General features: G+C 70.0%; 18 protein-coding genes. 12 read left to right on the top strand and 6 right to left on the bottom strand.

Annotated elements, in window-relative coordinates; translation table 11 throughout:
- The first annotated feature begins 141 nt into the window (after window positions 1-141).
- The 7 genes from M8445_RS12195 to M8445_RS12165 all read left to right on the top strand — a co-directional run bounded on the left by M8445_RS12195 (window position 142) and on the right by M8445_RS12165 (window position 10,497).
- Window positions 142-1,998: a winged helix-turn-helix domain-containing protein gene (locus M8445_RS12195; RefSeq protein ID WP_273988022.1), complete on the top strand. Its 1,857-nt coding sequence runs from the start codon at window positions 142-144 to the stop codon at window positions 1,996-1,998.
- Window positions 1,995-5,477, top strand: a complete 3,483-nt coding sequence (locus M8445_RS12190) for a diguanylate cyclase (protein ID WP_273988021.1) — start codon at window positions 1,995-1,997, stop codon at window positions 5,475-5,477. Before M8445_RS12195 ends, M8445_RS12190 begins: the two co-directional genes overlap by 4 nt.
- A gap of 411 nt (window positions 5,478-5,888) precedes the next feature.
- The gene (locus M8445_RS12185) at window positions 5,889-7,241 is read left to right on the top strand and encodes a S8 family peptidase (RefSeq protein WP_273988020.1); all 1,353 of its coding nucleotides are present in this window, start codon (window positions 5,889-5,891) and stop codon (window positions 7,239-7,241) included.
- A complete protein-coding gene (locus M8445_RS12180; RefSeq protein WP_273988019.1) occupies window positions 7,241-7,414 on the top strand; it encodes a hypothetical protein in 174 nt (57 codons plus the stop codon). The genes M8445_RS12185 and M8445_RS12180 overlap by 1 nt, the downstream gene beginning before the upstream one ends.
- 105 nt (window positions 7,415-7,519) lie before the next feature.
- Entirely contained in the window at window positions 7,520-9,070 is a 1,551-nt protein-coding gene (locus M8445_RS12175; RefSeq protein ID WP_273988018.1) for a DUF4127 family protein, read from the top strand.
- A gap of 35 nt (window positions 9,071-9,105) precedes the next feature.
- Window positions 9,106-9,504, top strand: coding sequence for a hypothetical protein (locus tag M8445_RS12170; RefSeq protein WP_273988017.1), 399 nt, complete (start codon window positions 9,106-9,108; stop codon window positions 9,502-9,504).
- Between the two features lie 51 nt (window positions 9,505-9,555).
- The gene (locus M8445_RS12165) at window positions 9,556-10,497 is read left to right on the top strand and encodes an ROK family protein (RefSeq protein ID WP_273988015.1); all 942 of its coding nucleotides are present in this window, start codon (window positions 9,556-9,558) and stop codon (window positions 10,495-10,497) included.
- Here the strand turns inward: M8445_RS12165 and M8445_RS12160 are convergent.
- Window positions 10,471-10,722: a hypothetical protein gene (locus M8445_RS12160; protein ID WP_273988014.1), complete on the bottom strand. Its 252-nt coding sequence runs from the start codon at window positions 10,720-10,722 to the stop codon at window positions 10,471-10,473. The two genes, M8445_RS12165 and M8445_RS12160, sit on opposite strands and share 27 nt — an antisense overlap.
- Before the next feature lie 240 nt (window positions 10,723-10,962).
- Between M8445_RS12160 and M8445_RS12155 the strand changes: the two genes are divergently transcribed.
- Window positions 10,963-12,540, top strand: a complete 1,578-nt coding sequence (locus M8445_RS12155) for an L-glutamate gamma-semialdehyde dehydrogenase (RefSeq protein WP_273988013.1) — start codon at window positions 10,963-10,965, stop codon at window positions 12,538-12,540.
- 45 nt (window positions 12,541-12,585) lie between these two features.
- Here M8445_RS12155 and M8445_RS12150 read toward each other — a convergent pair whose 3' ends face one another.
- Window positions 12,586-12,936, bottom strand: coding sequence for a DUF4180 domain-containing protein (locus M8445_RS12150; RefSeq protein ID WP_273988012.1), 351 nt, complete (start codon window positions 12,934-12,936; stop codon window positions 12,586-12,588).
- Window positions 12,937-12,997: 61 nt separating this feature from the next.
- Here M8445_RS12150 and M8445_RS12145 point away from each other — a divergent pair, with 61 nt between their 5' ends.
- Window positions 12,998-13,498 carry a DinB family protein gene (locus tag M8445_RS12145; protein WP_273988011.1) on the top strand — a complete coding sequence of 167 codons (501 nt, stop codon included), beginning with the start codon at window positions 12,998-13,000 and terminating at the stop codon, window positions 13,496-13,498.
- 111 nt (window positions 13,499-13,609) lie between these two features.
- On the top strand, window positions 13,610-14,902 hold the full coding sequence (locus tag M8445_RS12140; protein ID WP_273988010.1) for an aminotransferase family protein: 1,293 nt from the start codon (window positions 13,610-13,612) through the stop codon (window positions 14,900-14,902).
- Between the two features lie 151 nt (window positions 14,903-15,053).
- Here M8445_RS12140 and M8445_RS12135 read toward each other — a convergent pair whose 3' ends face one another.
- Both M8445_RS12135 and M8445_RS12130 read right to left on the bottom strand, forming a co-directional pair.
- Window positions 15,054-16,514: a class-III pyridoxal-phosphate-dependent aminotransferase gene (locus tag M8445_RS12135; protein ID WP_273988009.1), complete on the bottom strand. Its 1,461-nt coding sequence runs from the start codon at window positions 16,512-16,514 to the stop codon at window positions 15,054-15,056.
- A gap of 69 nt (window positions 16,515-16,583) precedes the next feature.
- Window positions 16,584-16,877, bottom strand: a complete 294-nt coding sequence (locus tag M8445_RS12130) for a rhodanese-like domain-containing protein (RefSeq protein WP_273988008.1) — start codon at window positions 16,875-16,877, stop codon at window positions 16,584-16,586.
- Between the two features lie 81 nt (window positions 16,878-16,958).
- Between M8445_RS12130 and M8445_RS12125 the strand changes: the two genes are divergently transcribed.
- Together M8445_RS12125 and M8445_RS12120 are read left to right on the top strand one after the other, a co-directional pair.
- Window positions 16,959-17,282 carry a rhodanese-like domain-containing protein gene (locus M8445_RS12125; RefSeq protein WP_273988007.1) on the top strand — a complete coding sequence of 108 codons (324 nt, stop codon included), beginning with the start codon at window positions 16,959-16,961 and terminating at the stop codon, window positions 17,280-17,282.
- Window positions 17,279-17,599: a metal-sulfur cluster assembly factor gene (locus tag M8445_RS12120; protein WP_273988006.1), complete on the top strand. Its 321-nt coding sequence runs from the start codon at window positions 17,279-17,281 to the stop codon at window positions 17,597-17,599. The genes M8445_RS12125 and M8445_RS12120 overlap by 4 nt, the downstream gene beginning before the upstream one ends.
- A gap of 81 nt (window positions 17,600-17,680) precedes the next feature.
- Here the strand turns inward: M8445_RS12120 and M8445_RS12115 are convergent, their stop codons facing one another.
- Together M8445_RS12115 and M8445_RS12110 are read right to left on the bottom strand one after the other, a co-directional pair.
- Window positions 17,681-18,364 (bottom strand): zinc metallopeptidase, encoded by a 684-nt coding sequence (locus M8445_RS12115; RefSeq protein ID WP_273988005.1) that lies wholly within the window; start codon window positions 18,362-18,364, stop codon window positions 17,681-17,683.
- A 171-nt stretch (window positions 18,365-18,535) separates the two neighbouring features.
- The gene (locus tag M8445_RS12110) at window positions 18,536-18,820 is read right to left on the bottom strand and encodes a stage V sporulation protein S (protein WP_273988004.1); all 285 of its coding nucleotides are present in this window, start codon (window positions 18,818-18,820) and stop codon (window positions 18,536-18,538) included.
- Window positions 18,821-18,960 lie beyond the last annotated feature (140 nt).

The following is an 18,960-nucleotide window of genomic DNA, read 5'->3' as shown; positions in this document are numbered from 1 at the left end:
GGCAGCTGGCGTGCCCCGCAGGCAGGTGCAGACTGCACGAATCCGGTCTGGGCGGCAGCGCATTCCGGCGACAATACCTGTCGCCACTTTCACTCCGCATGAGAGATTTCTGTAAGCGGGGGCGTGGCAGGATCACCCGGTATGAACCACTTGGTCCGGCAGGGTGCACTGGCGGCAGAGCCAGTCCCGGCCTCTTCAACCCGGCAGGACACCTCTGCGCCCGCCGCGTTCCCGACCGGCGCCGCCCCGACCACCCCCGCACCAGCCGAGTCCCTGACCGCGCGGGAGCAGGCGGTGTTCACGCTGCTGCGGGCCAATCCGGGCCGCCTGTACACCCGCGCCGATATTCTGGAGCGCGTGTGGGGCCTGGAGTTCAGCGGTGACGAGCGCGTGGTCGACGCGTACGTGAACCGTATCCGCCGCAAGCTGGAAGGCGGGGACGGAACGCGCATCGAGACGGTCCGCGGGGCCGGGTACCGTTGTGTGCCGCCAGCCGGCAGTGAACGCACGGCGTGGCCGCACCGGTCGCAGCTACCCGCAGAGGCCATGCACCTTCTGGAACTGGTCAGCGCGTACGGGGCCGAGGCCAGCCCGGCAGCCATCCTTCAGGTCGTAATGGACAACATGGGCAGCGTACCGGGCCTGGACGGGGCGGCCCTGCTGAGACTCCCCACGCACGGCGCGCCGGAGGTCCTGGCGGCGGCGGGAGCACCGCCCGCGCACTGGCCCGGGGCCATCACAGACAGCCCGGCGGTATGGATTGCGGCGGGGGGCACTCCGGACCTGCTCACGCTGCGCAGCCCGGCTGGGGCGCCGGTTCCGGCCCTGCTACTGCCCGTGACGGCTGCCGGGGCGGGGCTCGCGCTGGCCTTCACAGGGCAGCCCGGCGCGGAATGGGACGCGGGCGTGCAGGCGTCCCTCAGCAGCGCGGCGCGCCTGATCGGCGGGTCCCTGACGCGCGCGCTGGACGTGCAGGCCGACCGGCAGGCCCACCAGTTGCTGCTCGAGCAGGTGCGGGTGCTGGAAGACCGGGCCCTGAAAGCCCGTCAGGACAGCGGGGCGCTCCTGACCCTCACGCACCTGCTGGAGGACGCCCGCAGCGTGCCGGACATCCTGAACGTGAGCCTGCCGGTCCTGGCGGAACTGGCCGGCACGGACGCCTGCGCCGCGTGGTTCCCGCAGGCCAGCGGCCCGGCCAGCGCGGCGCTGCACCGCACGGGACTGCCCGTGAACACGCCCGCCGACCAGGACGGCGGGGCGGGCGACCAGGCAGAGTCCGGCGTCCTGACCGTCGAGATCGGGGAGCAGACGCTGCGGCTGCGGCCCTTCGGCACCCGGACGCCCGGCAGTCCCGACCCGGCCGGCCCGCGTGAGGCGAGCCTGCTGCTGCCTGCCGCGGCGCGCTGCGTGGCGCTGGCGCTGACGCAGGCGACCCTGCTGCGCGCCCTGGAACGCTCGGCCCTGACGGACGAGTACACCGGACTGGGGAACCGGCAGGCGTTCCTGGCGGACCTGCACGCCGAGGTGGCGTTCGCCGCGCGGCACGGAGCGCGGTTCGCGGTGACGCTGGTGGATCTGGGCAACATCCGCTACCTGAACGCCACGTCCGGGTACGCGGGCGGGAACGACCTGATCTCCCGGCTGGCCCGGACCCTGCGCACCGTGACGCGCGCCGAGGACCGCGCGTACCGCCTGAACGGCGCGACCTTCGCGCTGCTGCTGCGGTTCCCGCCGCCAGAACCGGCCGGCCACGCCGCGCAGGATCAGGCGGTGCGTGGCTGGCAGGACCGACTGGGCGCGGCCCTGACGCACCTGAAACAGGGTGCACCCGTCCCGCTGGACCTGCAGACCTCGCTGGTCGTCTGCCCGGAGGACGCCGCGAGCACCTCCGAACTGCTGCGGATGGCCCTGGACCACCTGAGTCCCTTCCAGTTTTCTGCCGCTCTGCCGGAGGCCGACGGCCACCCCTCTCCCCTGCCCCGGACCCGCCCCGCGTGACCGGGAACGCCCCCACGCCCCCGGTGGCCGTCAGTGACCCGCATCCCGGCGGTCCCCTGACCGACCTGCACGCGCACGCGGAACGCTGCGCTGCCCTGAGCGAACTTGCCCACCCGGACGCGCTGACCGGGCTGCTGCACGCCGCCACCGACTACGTGAACGCCGCCCACACCGCCGGGAACGAGGCGGCCGAGATCGAGGCCCTGTCGCTGCTGGCCAGCGCCGCTCAGCGCGGCGGGCAACTGCGGCTGGCCGTGGAGTCCCAGCAGCGGGAACTGGACCTGCGGGCGCGGAGCGGCGACCGGGCCGGGCAGGCACACTGCCTGAACAACATCGGCATGCTGCACGCCAACCTGGGCGCGCACGCTGACGCCCTGGCCGCCCTGCACGGCTGCCAGCAACTGTGCGACCAGTACCAGGAACTGCCGGACGAACTGCGCGGCGCGTGCAGCGTGAACATCGCGCACTCGTTCCTGCTGATGGGCCAGCCCACGCACGCCCTGACGTTCCTGCAACCCGGCCTGGACACCGCCCGCCGCTGCGGGGACCTGCAGACCGAACTGGCCGCGCTGGGCATCCTGGGACTGGCGCACAACGACCTGAACGACACCGATCAGGCGGCCCGGACCCTGCTGGGCGCCATTGAACTGGCCCGCACGCACGACCAGACGCCGCACCTGATCGACCTGTTCGACAACCTGGGGCAGGTGCACCTGCAACTCGGGGACGCCCCGCAGGCCGAGACGATGTTCCGGCAGTCGCTGTACTGGGCCGAGGCGACCGGCGACGTGCACGGCCGCGTGAACGCCCTGCTAAGCCTGGGCCGCGCCGCCTTCGGCCGACAGGACACCCAGGCGGCCCTGACGCAGTTGCAGAGCGCGCTGCAACAGGCCCGGCAGCACGACCTGAACGCCTCGGCCCTGACCATCCTGACCACCCTGGTCCACGGCCTGGAAGAACAGGGACGCCCTGCCGACGCGTACCCGTTCCTGCGGGCGCTGCGGGAACTGGAACGCCAGCTGTTCAGCGAGGACAGCGAGCGGCAGGTGCAGTCCCTGCGCAGCCAGTTCGAGGCGGAACGCGCCCGCCACGACGCCGACGTGTACCGCCAGTTGAACGAGACCGCGCAGCACGCCCGCCTGCAGGCCGAGGAGACCGTGCGGGTCCGTACCGCCGAACTGGAAGCCGTGCAGATCGAGATCGTCACGCGGCTGGGCATGGCCGCCGAGTACCGGGACGACCGCACGGGGCAGCACACCCGCCGCGTCGGGGAACTCAGCGGGCAACTCGCGCAGATGATGGGCCTCCCGCCCGAGGAAGTCGACCTGATCCGCTGGGCCGCCCGCCTGCACGACATCGGCAAGATCGGCGTCAGCGACGACATCCTGCTGAAAGCCAGTCCGTACACCCCGGAAGAATTCGAACGCATGAAACTCCACACCGTCATCGGCGCGAAGGTGCTGGAGGGCAGCACGTCCCGCCTGCTGCGCATGGCCGAGGAGATCGCCCGCACGCACCACGAACGCTGGGACGGCGGCGGCTATCCTCGCCGGCTCAGCGGCACGGACATCCCCATGTCCGGCCGCATCGTGGCCGTCGCCGACGTGTTCGACGCACTGACCTCCGAACGCCCGTACAAGGAAGCGTGGACGGTCACGGCCGCACTGGAAGAGATGCAGCGCGGCAGCGGCACGCAGTTCGACCCGGACATCGTGGAACGCCTGATCATGATGGTCACCAGCAACCAGCCGGAACTCAAGCCCATGCTGGCCCCGCGCCTGCACCCCGACCTGCACCCACCCGCCCCCACCGCGCCCGCAACCAGCGAAGACTGCCAGGAAGCCCAGCAGCTGATCGAGCAGGCTTGGAGTATCCGCCAGAGCGACCCCAAGGGCGGCGCGCTGATCGCCCCGCGCGCCCTGGACGCCGCGCGCCGCTGCGGTAACGACCTGATCCTGGGCCTCGCGCAGCGCACCAGCGGCTTTTACTGCTTCATGGCCGGCCAGTACGAGGAAGCCCTGACGCATCTGGCGCAGGGCATGGACATCGGCATCCTGTGCGACAACCGCGCCCTGCAGGCTGACTGCGCCAACTTCACGGCCGCCGTGTACTCGAACCTTCAGGAGTACGAGAAGGCCGCCGATCACCTGGCCGTGGTGCTGCGCATCGCCCGCGAGGACCATGACCGCCTGCGTGAAGCGCACGCCCTGCACAATCTCTCGAACCTCTACTACTACAACCGCGACCACGCCAAAGCCATGGAACTCGCGCAGGACGGCCTGGAACTGTACAGCTCGCTGAATCACGTCAGCGGCATGGCGTTTGCGCTGAGCATGCAGGCCACCATCGCCTTCGACTTGGGGCAGCCGGAACGGGCCGCGCAGGCCGCGCAGGCCGCCATCACGCACGCCGAACACGCCGGCAACCTCGAAGTTGGCACCATCGCTCTTGCCACAGCGGGTCGAGCCATTGCGCAACTAGGTAATGTCCAAGAAGGCATTGCACTGCTCCAGCAGGCAATCCGAGATGCGCAAACGCACAATCTGACCATCCCGCAAGCCGAGCATCATCTTGAACTCGGACGCGTTCTTCAGAACACTGGTGATTTCAAAGGCGCACGGGAACACTACGGGCATTCACTCGCATTGGCAGAACCACTGGCGTCGAAAGACATCATGATGAACACGTACCTGCAACTGTCGGAATTGTGTGCAGCCGAGGGACGGCACCAAGAAGCGTTCGATCTGTACCGGCGGCATCATGACGTGGAACGTGAGATTCACAGTCTGGCAGCGGCCCTGAAGACGCGGGCGTTGATGACGCAATTGGAGGTCGAGCGCGTGAAGTCCGAGGCGCAGATCTACCGACTGAAGACCATCGAGCTGGCGAGTGCTAACGAGGCGCTGGAGCGGGTGAACACCGAGAAGAGCGGGCTGGTGAACATGCTGGAGGAGCAGTCGCGTCTGCTGGAGCGGCAGCTGTCCGAGGACGGCCTGACCGGGCTGTTCAACCGGCGGCATGTGGAGGGCGTGTTGCAGCACGAGTTCCTGCACGGCCGGGTCACGCAGGCGCCGCTGTGCGTGGCCATGGCGGACATCGATCACTTCAAGCAGATCAACGATCAGTTCTCGCATCTGGTGGGGGATCAGGTGTTGCGGATGGTCGCGGCGCTGTTCCAGAACGCGGTGCGGCCCTCGGACAGTGTGGGGCGGTACGGGGGTGAGGAGTTCCTGTTCGTCTTCCCGAACACCACCACCGAGCAGGGTCAGCGGATCTGCGAGCGGGTCCGTGAACTGGTGAACGTGTACGACTGGTCCCAGATTCACCCGTCGCTGACGGTATCGCTGTCGATGGGCGTGGCGACGGACCCACGCGTTCCGAACCACGAGCGGCTGGTTTCGCTGGCCGACGAGCAGCTGTACCGCGCCAAACGCTCCGGACGGAACCGGGTCTGCGCCCTGCTGGAAGCCGAACACTGATACGGATTCCGTCTGTTTCGTTAACAACTCGGTAGGGCGCCAAGTCGCCAACTCCACGCCCGGAACCCGTTTTTCTCCCACTCGCTCCGCTCGGCCTGAAATGGTTCTGCAAACCATTCAATCGGAGTCCGTATCAGGTGTTGTGCGGTGGGCTGGTTTCAGGCCCCAGGCGCTTTCAGCGGGCGTGTGGCCGTCACAAATACCCCGGTTTTGTGACTTTTCCCGACTTAGGCGCACCTGAAGTTCGCTGGAGGCCGGCCAGCACGTACGGGGACTCACCCGTCGGGGGCACCCGGCAGGGAGTTTCGCTGTCTCAGGGGCGTCACACTTTCCCCGCACACTGAACATCAGAACTCCGAGACCGTCTGCTCGCTATGCCGGGCCGCGCTGCCGGAGAGCGGAGGAAGCAGCATGAAGATTCACACGACCGTCCTGTCCCGCCTGACCCTGATCGCCGCTGCGCTGTCGCTGGCCGCCTGCAGTCAGCGGTCCGCGCCGGTTCAGAGCGCTCTACCCGCACCGGCCGCGCTGGTCTCCGGCGGCCAGATCGCCACTGTCCGGATCGGGGCCGACGTGACCGAGGCGGCCCTGCGCAGCGCCGCGCCCGGCACGCAGATCATCGCGTTCCATCCGGAAAGCGGGTACGCGCTGCTGTCGGTTCCGGGGACCCTGAAGGCCGCCAGCCTGAGCGGGCAGGGCCTTCAGGCGCTGGGCGTGAATGCCCAGGGCGTGACGCTGGAAGTCGATCAGGAACTGGAAGTATTGAACGACACTTCAGCGGAGGGACTGGCAGACGGGCTGGGTGCTACCAGCTGGGCAAACGGCGCGACCAGTTGGGCCAATGGCGCAACCAGCTGGGCCGGCGGAAACACCTTCATGCAGGCCAAGGACTGGGCGAGTACGCAGGAGTACTGGAGCCTGATAAACCTTCAGGCTGCGCACAGGCTGGTCCCGGAACTCGGGCGGGGCGTGAAGGTCGCCGTGATCGATACGGGCATCGACCTGAACCACCCGCTGCTGCGCGGGCGGATCGACACGGTGGGCGCGTGGGATTACGTGGGCGGCGACGCCACCCCGCAAGAAGAGCTGCCGGTCACCGGCGTCAAGAAGTACGGGCACGGCACGGCCGTCAGCGGCGTGGTGCTGCAGATCGCGCCGAACGCGGAAATCCTGCCGCTGCGGGTCCTGAATCCCGCTGGGCGCGGGCCGATGTCGCGGGTGCTGCAGGCCGTGGACCGCGCAGTGGCGAGCGGTGCGCGCGTCATCAACCTGTCACTGGGTTCCGATACGGACTCGGCTGCCCTGAACGCCATGATCAGTGCGGCGATCGCCAAGGGCGTCGTGGTGGTGAATTCCTCCGGGAACAGCGGCACGGAAGGCATGGTCTATCCCGCGCAGAACCTCACGACCGGGAAGTTCACGGTGAACAGCGGCCTGCTGGGTATCGGGAGCGTGGACATGAAAGGCATGAAGTCCTTCTTCTCGACGTACAGCACGGCCATGTCCCTGACTGCGCCCGGTGAGAAGGTGGTGACCAGCTACCCGGACAGCCGCCTGGCGTACGCTTCGGGCACGTCGTTCGCCGCTCCGGCGGTGTCGGGGGCGGTGGCGCTGGCCATGTCGACGGGCGCGGCGGACCTGAGGCCCGCGACCATCGCCGCGAACCTGCGCCTGACGGCCACGCCCAGCACGGACGCGACGTACAAGTCGAAGATGGGGCAGGGCGTCCTGAACGTCGGTTCGTTCGTGAGCAGGTACCGTTGATGCGCGCCGCACTGCTGAGCGCCGTGACGGCCGCGCTGCCGGGCGTGCCCGTGCCGCCGGCCGGGTGGCGACAACCGGCCCTGCCGGGAACGGGTGACCTGCGGCCGGTGCCTGTGCAGGCGGCCAGCCGGGGCATCTGGAAGGACACCCGACCGAAACCCCTGTCCAGCTGAGCCACTGCTTCTGTCTGCGCCCCGCCTGCTTCTGGTGGGGCGCGTTCCAATGGGGCGCGGTGCGTTGGTGGCTGCGCCAGGGATGGATGCTCTACCCTGCCGGGCATGATCCCTGAGCGCGTGCTGCTGATCCCGCCGGATACCCGCCCTCCCACGCTGGACCTGCCGGTCGGGCTGGGCCGCATGACGGGCGCGGTGGTGGACGTGCCACCTGCGCGGGCGCTGCCGGAGTTCTTCACGCCCGGGGATACGGGGGCGCTGCGGGCGTGGCTGCTGGAGGAGGCCGGGGCGGCGGACGCGCTGGTCGTGTGCCTGGAAACGTTGTGTCTGGGCGGCATGATTCCGGCGCGGCGCGTGACGGACGGACTGGACGTGGCGCTGGCGCGGCTGGAGGCGCTGCGGGAGGTGCGGGCGCTGAACCCGGCGCTGCGGATCTACGCGTTTGGGGTGATCGTGCGGGTCGCGCATGACAACGATCCGCACGAGGAGAAGGCGTACTACGGGCAGTGGGGGCGGGAGCTCCGGGCGTTCAGTGACGCGTTCGACCGGCACGCGCGGCACGGTGAGGTGCACCGGGAGGCGCTGGAGACAGCGCGGGCGGCGCTGCCCGCAGAGGTGCTGGCCGACTGGGTGGGCACGCGAGAGCGGAACCGGGCGCTGCACCTAGCGGCGCTGGACCTGCTGGCGGACGGCACGCTGGCGCACCTGTGCCTGACGCTGGACGACACCACGCCGTACGGACTGGCGGCCTTCGACCGGCGGATGCTGGAGGCCCGCGCGGACGAACTGGGCGTGTGGGAGCGGCTGGACGTGTACCCGGGTGCGGACGAGGTGCCGTGCGCGCTGCTGGCCCGCGCGCTACGCCCGGAGACGGTGCCGGTGTGGGTGCGGTACAGCGGCGTGAGCGGGGCGGGCGCAGAGCTGCTGTACGAGGACCGCCCGGCGGGCGAACTGGTGCGCGCGCACCTGCGGGCGGCCGGGTGCGTCCTGGCGGACAGTCTGGCGGAGGCGGCGTTCGTTCTGGCGGTGAACACGCCGGGGACGCGGCAAGCGCACCGGCAGCCAGATTTCGGGACGGTGGACACCCCGCACCGGCACCTGCCGGCCTTCGTGGACGCCGTGCGGGCTGACCTGCGGGCCGGACGGGCGGTCAGCGTGGCCGACATCGCGTACCCGAACGGGGCCGAGGCGCGCCTGTGGACGCTGATGCAGGGGCTGCCGCTGGCGCAGCTCGCGGGATTCAGTGCGTGGAACACGGCCGGGAACACGCTGGGGTCGGCGGTGGCGTTCGGGAAGCTGGCCGCGCTCGTCACGGACCGGGCCGGGCACGCCGGGACGCTGTTTGCGCGGATGGTGGACGACGTGCTGTACCAGGGTGAGGTGCGTCCACTGCTGCGCGCCGAGCTGGGGCAGCCCAGTCCCTTCGATCTGGGGCCGCAACTGCCGGAAGCGAACCGCAGGCTGGCCGAACTGATGCGGCCGCGCGCGCAGGCCGTGTGGGAGCAACACTTCGCGGGGCGCGGCTTGACCCTGGAGTTGGGGGAGGCGCGGCTGGCGTGGCCGCGCCTGTTCACGGGGGTGTTCCCGCTGTGCGTGCGTTCCGCGAGCGGGGACAGCCCGCCGACTCCCCCCACGGGTGATCGTCCGAATGGCTGACGCGGCGCAGAAGAACTCCTGACACGCTGGGAGGCATGAGCGCCCAAGTGCCGCACCTGTCCTCTGCCACCCCGCCCACGCCGGCCCGTTTCGGTGTCGCCGCCGTGGCGCTGACGGTCGTGCTGGCGGCCGTGACGCTGGGCGCGTGGGCGCAGGCGTTTTTCGGGGCTGAGGCGGGGCTGCGCATCGGGAACCGCTCGGGGGGGATCGTGTCGCGCCTTCAGGTGTGCCTGCCGGGCGGCGAGTGCCTGGAACGCGCCTCGCTGTGGCCGCACGAGTCATGGCGGGTGCCGCTGCCCGAGGGCGTCACGCGGGCCGAGGTGAGCGTGCAAACACAGGGCCAGCGTCAGGGGCAGGGGCAACCGGTGACACTGGATTCCGACCGTCCGGCGCAGCTGATCGTCACGCAGGGCGGCCAGATCGAGCGGCAGTGAACGTCACCCACGGGCGTTCCCGCGTGCGGCGGGGCGTGACAGAATGCGCCTGTGTCTGATCAATCCGGTTCTGTCCGTTCCCTGACGGTCTCTCCCCTGCTGGCGCTGGATATCGGCGGGACGGGCCTGCGGGCCGCGCTGGTTGCGGCAGACGGCCACGTGCTGGAACGCCTGGAGGCCCGCACGCCCCGCCCGGCCACGCCAGACGCGGTACTGGGGGCTGTGGTAGAGCTGGCCGCGCCGCTGGCCGGGCAGGCGGGCGCGGTGGGCGTGGCCTGCGCGGGTGCGGTGGCCGGTGGGCGCGTGACGGCCACGGCGGCGCATACCTTTCCAGGCTGGACGGACGTGCCGCTCGCCGCGCGGCTGGGCGTGGCGCTGGGCCTGCCGTGCGCGGCCCTGAACGACGCGCGGGCCGCCGCGTGGGGCGAGACGCGGGCCGGGGCGGGGCGCGGCGTGAGCGAGTTCATGTTCGTGACGGTCAGTACCGGAGTGGGCGCGGGGCTGGTGCTGGGCGGGCAGCTGCATCTGGCCAGGAACGGCCTGGACGCCGAGCTGGGCTTCGTGAGCGTGCCGGCGGCGTGGGGGCCGGGCGCCCAGGTGCCGGGGCTGGGGCCGCTGGGGCCGCTGGAGTTCGAGTCGAGCGGCACGGCGCTGGGCGCGCAGGCGGCGACGCTGGGCTTCGGGGACGCGCGGGCGCTGTGCGACGCGGCGGACGCCGGGGACGCACGGGCGCTGGAGGTGACGGGCCGCGCGGCGGCGCTGCTGGCCTGGAAGTGCGCGGACGTGGCGGCGCTGCTGGGCGTCACGCGGGTGGCGTTCGGCGGGAGCGTGGGCCTGCGCGCCGGGTTCCTGGGGCAGGTGCGCGCGGCGCTGGCGGCCTTCCCGGAGCGGTACCGGCCCGAGCTGGTGCACGCGGCGCTGGGCGCGGACGCGGGCCTGATTGGGGCGGCGTTGTGGGCGGGCGCGTCAGGTGAGGGGGCCGCCCAGGGGTGAGCGGGCCGCGACGATCCAGCCGTCCTGCACGGCCGGGAACGGGGCCTGAAGCAGCGTGACCAGCAGGCGTTCCTCGCCCGGCAGAACGGTGACGGCGTGCCAGTGTCCGGCGCACTGCACCTGAATGCGGTAGCGGCCGCTGCCGGGGTCGGGGTGCATCTGGTAGTTGCCGATGGGGTGGGTGCCGCTGGGCAGGGTGGGGACGTGCAGGGCAGGAACGGGCATGCTGGGACCTCCTGTCGGGGGTGGGGCGACGGGGTCATGGTGGCGGGCGGGGCGTGACCGTCTCGTGACTGCCGGTCAGTCACTACACACTCGCCTTTCAAACGTAAGGTTTCCGGGCCACTTCAGGACTGCGACTCAGGCTACCGGCCCAGTTTTCTACCGTCTGACAGCGTGTTTACGCCCCCCTCTGCGGCGTGTTAGCCTCACGGCACTTCAATCCGCACGACCCAGAGGAGACCGATGACCACCACCCATCTGGAAGGCCTGCTGCCTTTCGAGCACGAGCCGTACCACACCTTTCAGGACGAGGCGGTCGCCGCCCGCCAGCGCGACGCCTTCCGGGCCGTGCGTGAGGCGTACGTGGGCCGCACCTTCCCACTGATCATCGCCGGACAGGACGCCCAGGGGGGCGGCACCTTCGCCGTGCGCAACCCCGCCGACACCCGCGAGACGCTGTGGCACTTTCAGAACGCCACACCTGCACAGCTGAACGAGGCCGTGGCCGCCGCGCAGGCCGCCTTCCTGGAGTGGCGCCGCACCGACCCGCTGCAACGCGCCAGCATCTTCAAGCGGGCCGCCGAACTGCTGCGCGCCCGCAGAATGGAATTCAACGCGGTCATGACGCTGGAGAACGGCAAGAACTGGGCCGAGGCGGACGGCGAGGTGGCCGAGTCGGTGGACCACTTCGAGGTCTTCGCGCGTGAAACGTTGCGCTGGTCGCAGGGCAAGGCCGTGTACCCCATGCCGGACGAGCACGTGACCACCGTGTACGAGCCGCTGGGCGTGGTGGCGTGCATCAGCCCGTGGAACTTCCCGAGCGCCATTCCGCTGGGCATGGCGCTGGGCGCGCTGGCCGCCGGGAACACCGTCCTGTGGAAACCCGCCGGGGAGACGCCGCTCTCGTCGTACCTGATGGCCGAACTGCTGTTCGAGGCAGGCCTGCCCCGGGGCGCCGTGCAGTTCCTGACCGGCACCGACGACGTGCTGGGCGACCCGCTGGTGGATCACCCGGGCGTGCGCATGATCGCCTTTACCGGCAGCAAGGAGATCGGCTGCCGCATCTACGAGCGGGCCGCGCGGGTACAGCCGGGCCAGCGGTGGCTCAAGCGCGTGATCGCCGAGATGGGCGGCAAGGACCCCACGGTCGTGTGTGCGGATGCGGACATCGAGGCCGCCGCGACCGGCATCGTGCAGGCCGCGTTCGGGTACAGCGGCCAGAAGTGCAGCGCCTGCTCCCGCGTGATCGCGGAAGACAGCGTGTACGACGACCTGCTGGCCCGCGTGACCGAGAAGGCCCGCGCGCTGAAGGTCGGTCTGCCCGAGGAGAACGCCGCCATCGGCCCCGTCATTCACCAGGGCAGCGCCGACCGCATCTCACAGTTTGTCGAGGCGGGCCGCACGACCGCGCGGCTGGTGCTGGGCGGCGACACGCCCGACACCGGGGAGCGCGTGGGCGCTTACGTCTCCCCCACCCTGTTTGCGGACGTGGACCCGGCCGATCCCCTCTTCCAGCAGGAGATCTTCGGGCCGGTGCTGACCTTCACCCGCGCCCGCGACTGGGAACACGCCATCGAACTGGCGAACGACTCCGAGTACGGCCTGACCGCCGCGTTCTACTCGCGTGACCCGCACAAGATCGCGGTGGCCCGCCGGGACCTGCACGTGGGCAACCTGTACATCAACCGCAAGTGCACGGGCGCCCTGAGCGGCACGCACGCCTTCGGCGGGTACGGCATGAGCGGCACGAACGCCAAGGTCGGCGGCCCCGACTACCTGTTCTGGTTCCTGCAGACCAAGACGGTCGCGCAACGGTACTGAGCAGCCCAGCAGTACTGAGGAGGTGTGGGCGGCGCGGCCTGATCTTCAGGACTGGGCAGGCCGCGCCAGCCACGTCCGCGCGGCCTCCACGGTCGGCGTGATGCGCACCAGAGCGTGCCCGGCGTGCTCGCGGGCAAGTTCTACGAAGCGCTCGCCGTGACGCGCCGGGTCCGGGACGACAAGGGCCAGCGGCAGGCGGTGGTTGGTGAACGTCTGGAACAGTTCACCCAGCAGGCCGCTGCGCAGGTTCAGGAACTCCGGGGCGAGGTCATCCTCATGCACGATCAGGCCGTCCAGCGGGTACGCCGCGCCCAGCATCTCCCGGATCGCCCCGGCGTCCGGCAACCGCAGGCCCAGTTCGCTCAGGGTCCGGACCCCGCCGCTTCTGCTATTCATGATGATTCTCCGGCATTCCCGTGACCTCCGCCCCACGAATTTTTCTGGAACACTGGGCCCCATGACTGATCCTAACCGCACTGAACGAACCCAGATGGCCTTCGCGCGCCTGCTGCCCAAACTGTTCCGGGGCGGGCAGGCCTTCGTGGGCGTCGAGGCGTCCCTGAGCAGCCTGGACGCCGACACGGCCGCGACCCGCCCGGCGGGCCTGCCGCACTCGGTGGCGGCACTCGTGGCGCACATCAACTGGTGGAACCGCTGGATGCTGGACATCATCGAGATGGGCGAGGCCCAACCGTACCCAAAGCACGCCGCCGACACCTGGCCAGCCGTGAGCAGTGAGGACTGGCCGCGCGTGAAGAACGAATTCTACGAGTTGCTGGCCCGCATCGACCCGCACGCAGCCCGCCCGGACCTCGCGAACCCCGTGAACCACGAGGAAACCATCGGGGAACTGCTGGCCGACATGGCACTGCACACCGCGCACCACTTCGGGCAGGTCGTGACGGTCCGGCAGGCGCTGGGCGCGTGGCCGCCTGCCGGTGGGGGCGACACCTGGTGAGCGCCATTGCCCAGGCTCCGAACCCGGACGGAGTGCCCCTGTCCCGCTCATAAACCATCACGCCCCCCTGCTCTCCTCCCACTCTCTCTTTCCGCACGAGGAACCCATCCCATGTCGAACGTGTTCTACCGCAGCCGCAAATCGTACCCGACCGCCGTTTCTGCCCACGGGGTGTTCATTCACGACGATCAGGGCCGCTCGTACCTAGACGGGTCATCCGGGGCGCTCGTGGCGAACGTGGGGCACGGGCGGGGCGAGGTGGCGCAGGCCATGGCGGAGCAGGCGGCGCGGCTGGCGTTCGTGCACGGGTCGCAGTTCTCCAGTGACGTGCTCGAAACCTACGCCTCGCGGCTGGCCGGGTTCCTGAACCTGCCCGGCTACCGCTTCTGGGCGGTGTCGGGCGGGTCCGAGGCGAACGAGAGTGCCATCAAGCTCGCGCGGCAGTACCACGTCGAGCGGGGCGAACCGGGGCGCTTCCGGGTGGTCACGCGGGTGCCCAGCTACCACGGCGCGAGCCTGGGCGCGCTGGCCGCGTCGGGCATGGGCGCGCGGCGTGAGGTGTACGCCCCGCTGATGCGCCCGGACGCGTGGCCGAAACTGCCGAAACCCGACCCGTCCCTGAGCGGCGAGGCCGACGCCGAACGTCTGCGGGCGCTGCTGGAGGAGGTCGGGCCGGAATCGGTCGCGGCGTTCATATGCGAGCCAGTGGTGGGCGCGTCGGACGCGGCGCTCGCCCCGAACGCCGGGTATCACGCCCGAGTCGCGGCGATCTGCCGGGAGTACGGCGTGCTGTTCATCGCGGACGAGGTCATGGCGGGCATGGGCCGCTGCGGGGAGCCGCTCTGCGTGCGCCTGCACGACCCGCAGGTGACGCCAGACCTCGTGGTGCTCGGCAAGGGACTGGCCGCCGGGTACGCGCCCCTGGCAGGCGTGATGGCCTCGGCGCAGGTGTACGACACGGTCATGAACGGCAGCGGCGCGTTCAAGCACGGTTTCACGTACGCCGGGCACCCCGTCAGCGTGGCGGCGGGCCTGAGCGTGCTGGACATCGTGCAGCGCGAGGAACTGGTGCGGGCCGCGCGGGAACGTGGCGCACAACTGCTGAGCGGCCTGCGCGCGCTGCAGGGCCGCCACCCCGGCGTGCTGGACGTGCGCGGGCACGGCCTGCTGCTGGGCGTGATCCTGGGCGACCCCGCTACCGGGCAGGCGCACGCCACCCCCGGCGTGGCCGAGCGGGTCGCCGCCGCCGCCCGCGACGCCGGGCTGCTCACGTACCCCGGCAGCGGCGCCCTCGACGGCGTGCGCGGCGACCACCTGCTGCTGGGGCCGCCCCTGAGCATCACGCCGGGCGAGGTCACGCTGCTGCTGGAGCGGCTGGACACGGCGCTGGAACGCGGGCTGTGAGGCAGCAGTACCTGTAAAACGGATTCCGTCTGTTTCGTTGACAACCCGGAACGGCACCGGGTTGCCAACTCCACGCCCGGAACCCGCCCTGCTCCTACTCGCATCCGCTCGGATGGAACGGTTTTTGCAAACCATTCCATCGGAGTCCGTCTTACCCGTCGCTGGGCGTGCGTTTCTTGGGTTTGCTGGCGGCGAACGCGGCGAGGCGGGCCGTGACCTGCGGGGGCGTGCGGGTCAGCAGGTCGCGGGCGTTCGGGTGGGTCTGCACGAAGGCCTCCACGCGGCTGAACATGGTGTCGAACACGTCCTGCGGCATGTCCAGTGCCGGGGTCAGGCGCACGGTGCGTTTGCTGCTGAGGCTGAGGTTAGCCATGACGCCCGCGCCGTGCAGTTCGCGCAGCGCGAGGATGGCGGTCGCCTCGAACACCAGTTCCTTCAGGGCGCCGGGCAGGGGCACGCCGACCATCGGCTGGAATTGCAGGGCGAACAGCATGCCCTGGCCGCGCACTGCCTGAAGCAGTTTCGGGAAGCGCGCCTGGAGAGCCTGGAGGCGTGCGAGGCCCTGTTCGCCCAGCGCGGCGCTGCGGGCGGGCAGGTCGTTCTCGATGAGGTACTCCAGGCTTTTCATGCCGACGGCCATGGCGAGGGCGCCGCCACCGAAGGTGTTGCTGTGGCGTTTGCTGCTCAGGCCGCCCAGCATTTTCTTGTAGATGGGCGCGCGGACGATGGTGGCGCCCACGGCGGTCATGCCGCCGCCCAGGGGTTTGGCGAGCGTGATGATGTCGGCGTCCAGGCCCTGCGCGGCCGATTCGAACCAGTGGCCGGTGCGGCCCAGGCCGGTCTGGATCTCGTCGGCGATGACCACGATGCCGTGCTGGCGGCACAGTTCCCCGACGCCGCGCAGGAATCCGGCGGGCGGGATGTTCACGCCCCCCTCACCCTGAATAGGTTCAATGACCACGCAGCCGACGTTGTCCGGCCCGACCCGGCGGATCAGGGTGCGCAGGGCGTCCAAGTCGCCGTAGGGGCTGGTCAGCGCGCCCGGCACGAGGGGCCGGAAGATGTCCTGGTACTCGGGGTTCGGCGTGAGGCTCAGGCTGCCGAGCGTCTTGCCGTGGTACCCGCTGGCGAAGGAGATCTGGAATTTCGCCTTGGGTCTCCAGACCCTGGCGAACTTCAGGGCGCCCTCGATGGCCTCGGTGCCGCTGGAGCAGAAGAACACCTGACTGTCCGCGTGGCTGGGCAGTTCGCGCGCCAGGAGCCGCACGAGGTTCGCTTCCAGCGCGGCGCGCCAGGGGCCGGTGCTCTGCTGCGGGAGGCCCATGGCGCGGTTATGGCGCAGGAACTCCTGCATGAAGTCCGTGATGACGGGCGGCATCTCACCGAAGGGCGTGGCGGCGTACCCGCTGGCGTTGATGCGGCGCACGCCCCGCTCGTCCTCCAGCTCCCAGGGCGTGACGCGACTGAACGGCCCGGCGAGGCCGAGCACGTCCAGGCCGTACAGGAGTTCCTCGTTGCCGTACGCGAGTTCCAGGCGGCGGACGTCCGCGCCGCTCAGGCGCTCCTGAAGCACATCGCTGGTCGTGATGAAACCGGGGGGCAGAGCTGACATGAGAAGCAGTCTAGCGGCGCGGCGCGTGAGAGGCGCGCCGCACAGGTGCAGGGGCGGACGGGGGTGGGTTCACGCGCCCCGCAGGGCTTCCTGCAACGCGGGCACGCCGCCGGGGTACGCGTCGGCGTCCAGGCCGTCGGCGCGCAGGTAGCGGGCGGCCAGGGTGCTGCGCACGCCGCGTTCGCATACGACCAGCAGCGGCCCCAGGTCGCGGGTCAGGCCGTGCGCGCCGGTCTCAATGTCGTCCAGGCTGACCACGCGCACGGGCTGGGCGGTCAGGTCATTCAGGAGCGGGCGGCGCAGCGGTTCGGGGCGCAGGTCGATCAGGGTCACGCCGTCAGTGGGCAGAGCAGGCGGAGTCATGAGGGCAGCATAGGGGGCGCGGGGTGCCGGTCGGCGGCGGGAAGCACATTCCCTGCGCGGCGCTCCGCTATGCTGACCCGCATGGAAGACATCTCTGTGCAGGAAGGGCAGCGCCGCGTGCAGGCCGGCGCGCTGCTGGTGGACGTTCGCGAGCCGAACGAGTTCGAGGAAGTGCACGCCGAGGGGGCCACGCTGATTCCCCTGAGCGAGTTCGAGTCGCGTTTCGCGGAACTCCCCAAAGACCGTGAACTGGTCATGATCTGCCGCAGCGGCGCCCGCAGCGCCCGCGCCGGCGAGTACCTGAAAACGCAGGGGTACTCGCAGGTCGTGAACCTCGCCGGGGGCACCCTGGCCTGGGCGAACGAGGGCATGCCCACCGCGACCGGCCCGGAGGCCCGCCAGTGACGCTGCCCACCCAGGAGCAGGTTCTGGAAGCCCTGAAGATCGTCAAGGACCCGGAAATCCCGGTGAACGTGGTCGACCTGGGCCTGATCTACGGCGTGGACATCGCCGAGAACGGCCTGATCGACATCACCATGACCCTGACCAGCGTGGGGTGCCCCGTGCAGGACCTGATCCGTGCGGACGCCGAGATGGCCGTCAGCCGCCTGGACGGAGTGTCCGAGGTGAACGTGGAGTTCGTGTGGACGCCGCCATGGGGTCCGGACAAGATGACCGACGACGGCAAACGCCAGATGCGCATGTTCGGCTTCAACGTCTGATTCTGGTCTTCTAGGAGGTCAAACAGCAGGCAGCCCCCGACACCAGAGGTCGGGGGCTGTTTGTGTGGGAGGGAGGGGTGGTCAGCTGCGGTTGCGGGCCATGCCGAGCACGTTCAGGAACTGTGCGAGGGCCATGGCGAATCCGGCGACGTAGGTCAGGGCGGCGGCGGTCAGGACGGCCTGCGCGCCCTTCTGCCCTTCGGGGCTGCCGGTCAGGTTGCCTGCTTCCAGGTAAGCCAGTGCGCGGCGGCTGGCATCGAATTCGACGGGCAGCGTGATCAGGTGGAATAGCAGGGCCGCGCCGAACAGGATCACGCCGACCCAGATCAGGCCGGTCACCTGGAGGACGATGCCGGCCATCAGCAGCCACGGGGCGAGGTTCATGCCGAGGCTCAGGGGAACGGCGAGGCGGCCGCGTAGCAGCAGGGCGGGCATGCGGACCTTGTCCTGGATGGCGTGTCCGACCTCGTGCGCGGCGACGGCCATGGCGCTCACGCTGGGCACGCCGTACACGCCCTGGCTGAGGTTCACGGTCTTGCGGATGGGGTCGTAGTGGTCACTCAGGTTGCCGGGAACGGCGTTCACGGGAACGTGGCCCAAGCCGTTGGCGTCCAGCATCTGGCGGGCCACATCTGCGCCGGTCAGGTTGCGGGGGTTGCGGACCTGACTCCAGCGGCCGTACGTGCGGGTCAGGTAGCCCTGGATCAGCATGGACGCGACGAACACGAGCAGGATCAGGGGGGTGTAGGGGCCTAAGAATTCCATGGGGCGCTTCCTCCTGACTTCAATCTAAGTGTCATGCACTCAGATTTTATGAGACCGGGTTGGGCGTGCCTCTATCCGCCGCGACGGCGCGACCGGCATGCACCAGCGGCGCATCCCGCCGGTCGTACCCCGGACCGTTCCCCACCCACCTTTCCCGGCCTGACGGTCAGTTCAGGCGGGCACGGCAGGAGTGGCGGGAATGGCGCGAACCGAGAATTTCACGGCGGTCCGTTCCTCCTGCGGGGTTTCGAGTTTCACGAATTCTGGCTGTGCAACCAGATCAAGCTGGTCACCGGTCAGGTAACCACGGGCGATGGCCAGGGCCTTGACTGCCTGGTTCACGGCGGCCGGGCCGATGGCCTGCATTTCCACCTGTCCCTGCGAGCGCAGCAGCGCAGCGATGGCACCAGCGATGGCGTTGGGGCGTGAAGTGCCGGATACACGCAGGGTTTCCAAGATGGGACTCTCCTCTCTGAAGCTCAAAGCCCGTTCATTCTATGTTCATCAAATTGGTCAATACAATTCCCCGGTCATGCCCCTCCCGCTGCACCCACCGGGGGGGGGTCAAGTGGGGGCTCAACGGTCGGTCCGACCCG

Origin of the sequence: Deinococcus aquaticus, assembly GCF_028622095.1 — a bacterium.
Taxonomy (GTDB): Bacteria; Deinococcota; Deinococci; order Deinococcales; family Deinococcaceae; genus Deinococcus; species Deinococcus aquaticus.
Note: the sequence above shows the minus strand (reverse complement) of the source record. Positions and strands in the feature narration are given on the sequence as shown.

Bases quoted from the DNA above. Each gene is read 5' to 3' on its own strand.
- M8445_RS12195 (WP_273988022.1), top strand. From the start codon at position 142: ATGAACCACTTGGTCCGGCAGGGTGCACTGGCGGCAGAGCCAGTCCCG.
- M8445_RS12185 (WP_273988020.1), top strand. From the start codon at position 5,889: ATGAAGATTCACACGACCGTCCTGTCCCGCCTGACCCTGATCGCCGCT.
- M8445_RS12180 (WP_273988019.1), top strand. From the start codon at position 7,241: ATGCGCGCCGCACTGCTGAGCGCCGTGACGGCCGCGCTGCCGGGCGTG.
- M8445_RS12175 (WP_273988018.1), top strand. From the start codon at position 7,520: ATGATCCCTGAGCGCGTGCTGCTGATCCCGCCGGATACCCGCCCTCCC.
- M8445_RS12170 (WP_273988017.1), top strand. From the start codon at position 9,106: ATGAGCGCCCAAGTGCCGCACCTGTCCTCTGCCACCCCGCCCACGCCG.
- M8445_RS12160 (WP_273988014.1), bottom strand. From the start codon at position 10,722: ATGCCCGTTCCTGCCCTGCACGTCCCCACCCTGCCCAGCGGCACCCAC.
- M8445_RS12155 (WP_273988013.1), top strand. From the start codon at position 10,963: ATGACCACCACCCATCTGGAAGGCCTGCTGCCTTTCGAGCACGAGCCG.
- M8445_RS12150 (WP_273988012.1), bottom strand. From the start codon at position 12,936: ATGAATAGCAGAAGCGGCGGGGTCCGGACCCTGAGCGAACTGGGCCTG.
- M8445_RS12145 (WP_273988011.1), top strand. From the start codon at position 12,998: ATGACTGATCCTAACCGCACTGAACGAACCCAGATGGCCTTCGCGCGC.
- M8445_RS12140 (WP_273988010.1), top strand. From the start codon at position 13,610: ATGTCGAACGTGTTCTACCGCAGCCGCAAATCGTACCCGACCGCCGTT.
- M8445_RS12135 (WP_273988009.1), bottom strand. From the start codon at position 16,514: ATGTCAGCTCTGCCCCCCGGTTTCATCACGACCAGCGATGTGCTTCAG.
- M8445_RS12130 (WP_273988008.1), bottom strand. From the start codon at position 16,877: ATGACTCCGCCTGCTCTGCCCACTGACGGCGTGACCCTGATCGACCTG.
- M8445_RS12125 (WP_273988007.1), top strand. From the start codon at position 16,959: ATGGAAGACATCTCTGTGCAGGAAGGGCAGCGCCGCGTGCAGGCCGGC.
- M8445_RS12115 (WP_273988005.1), bottom strand. From the start codon at position 18,364: ATGGAATTCTTAGGCCCCTACACCCCCCTGATCCTGCTCGTGTTCGTC.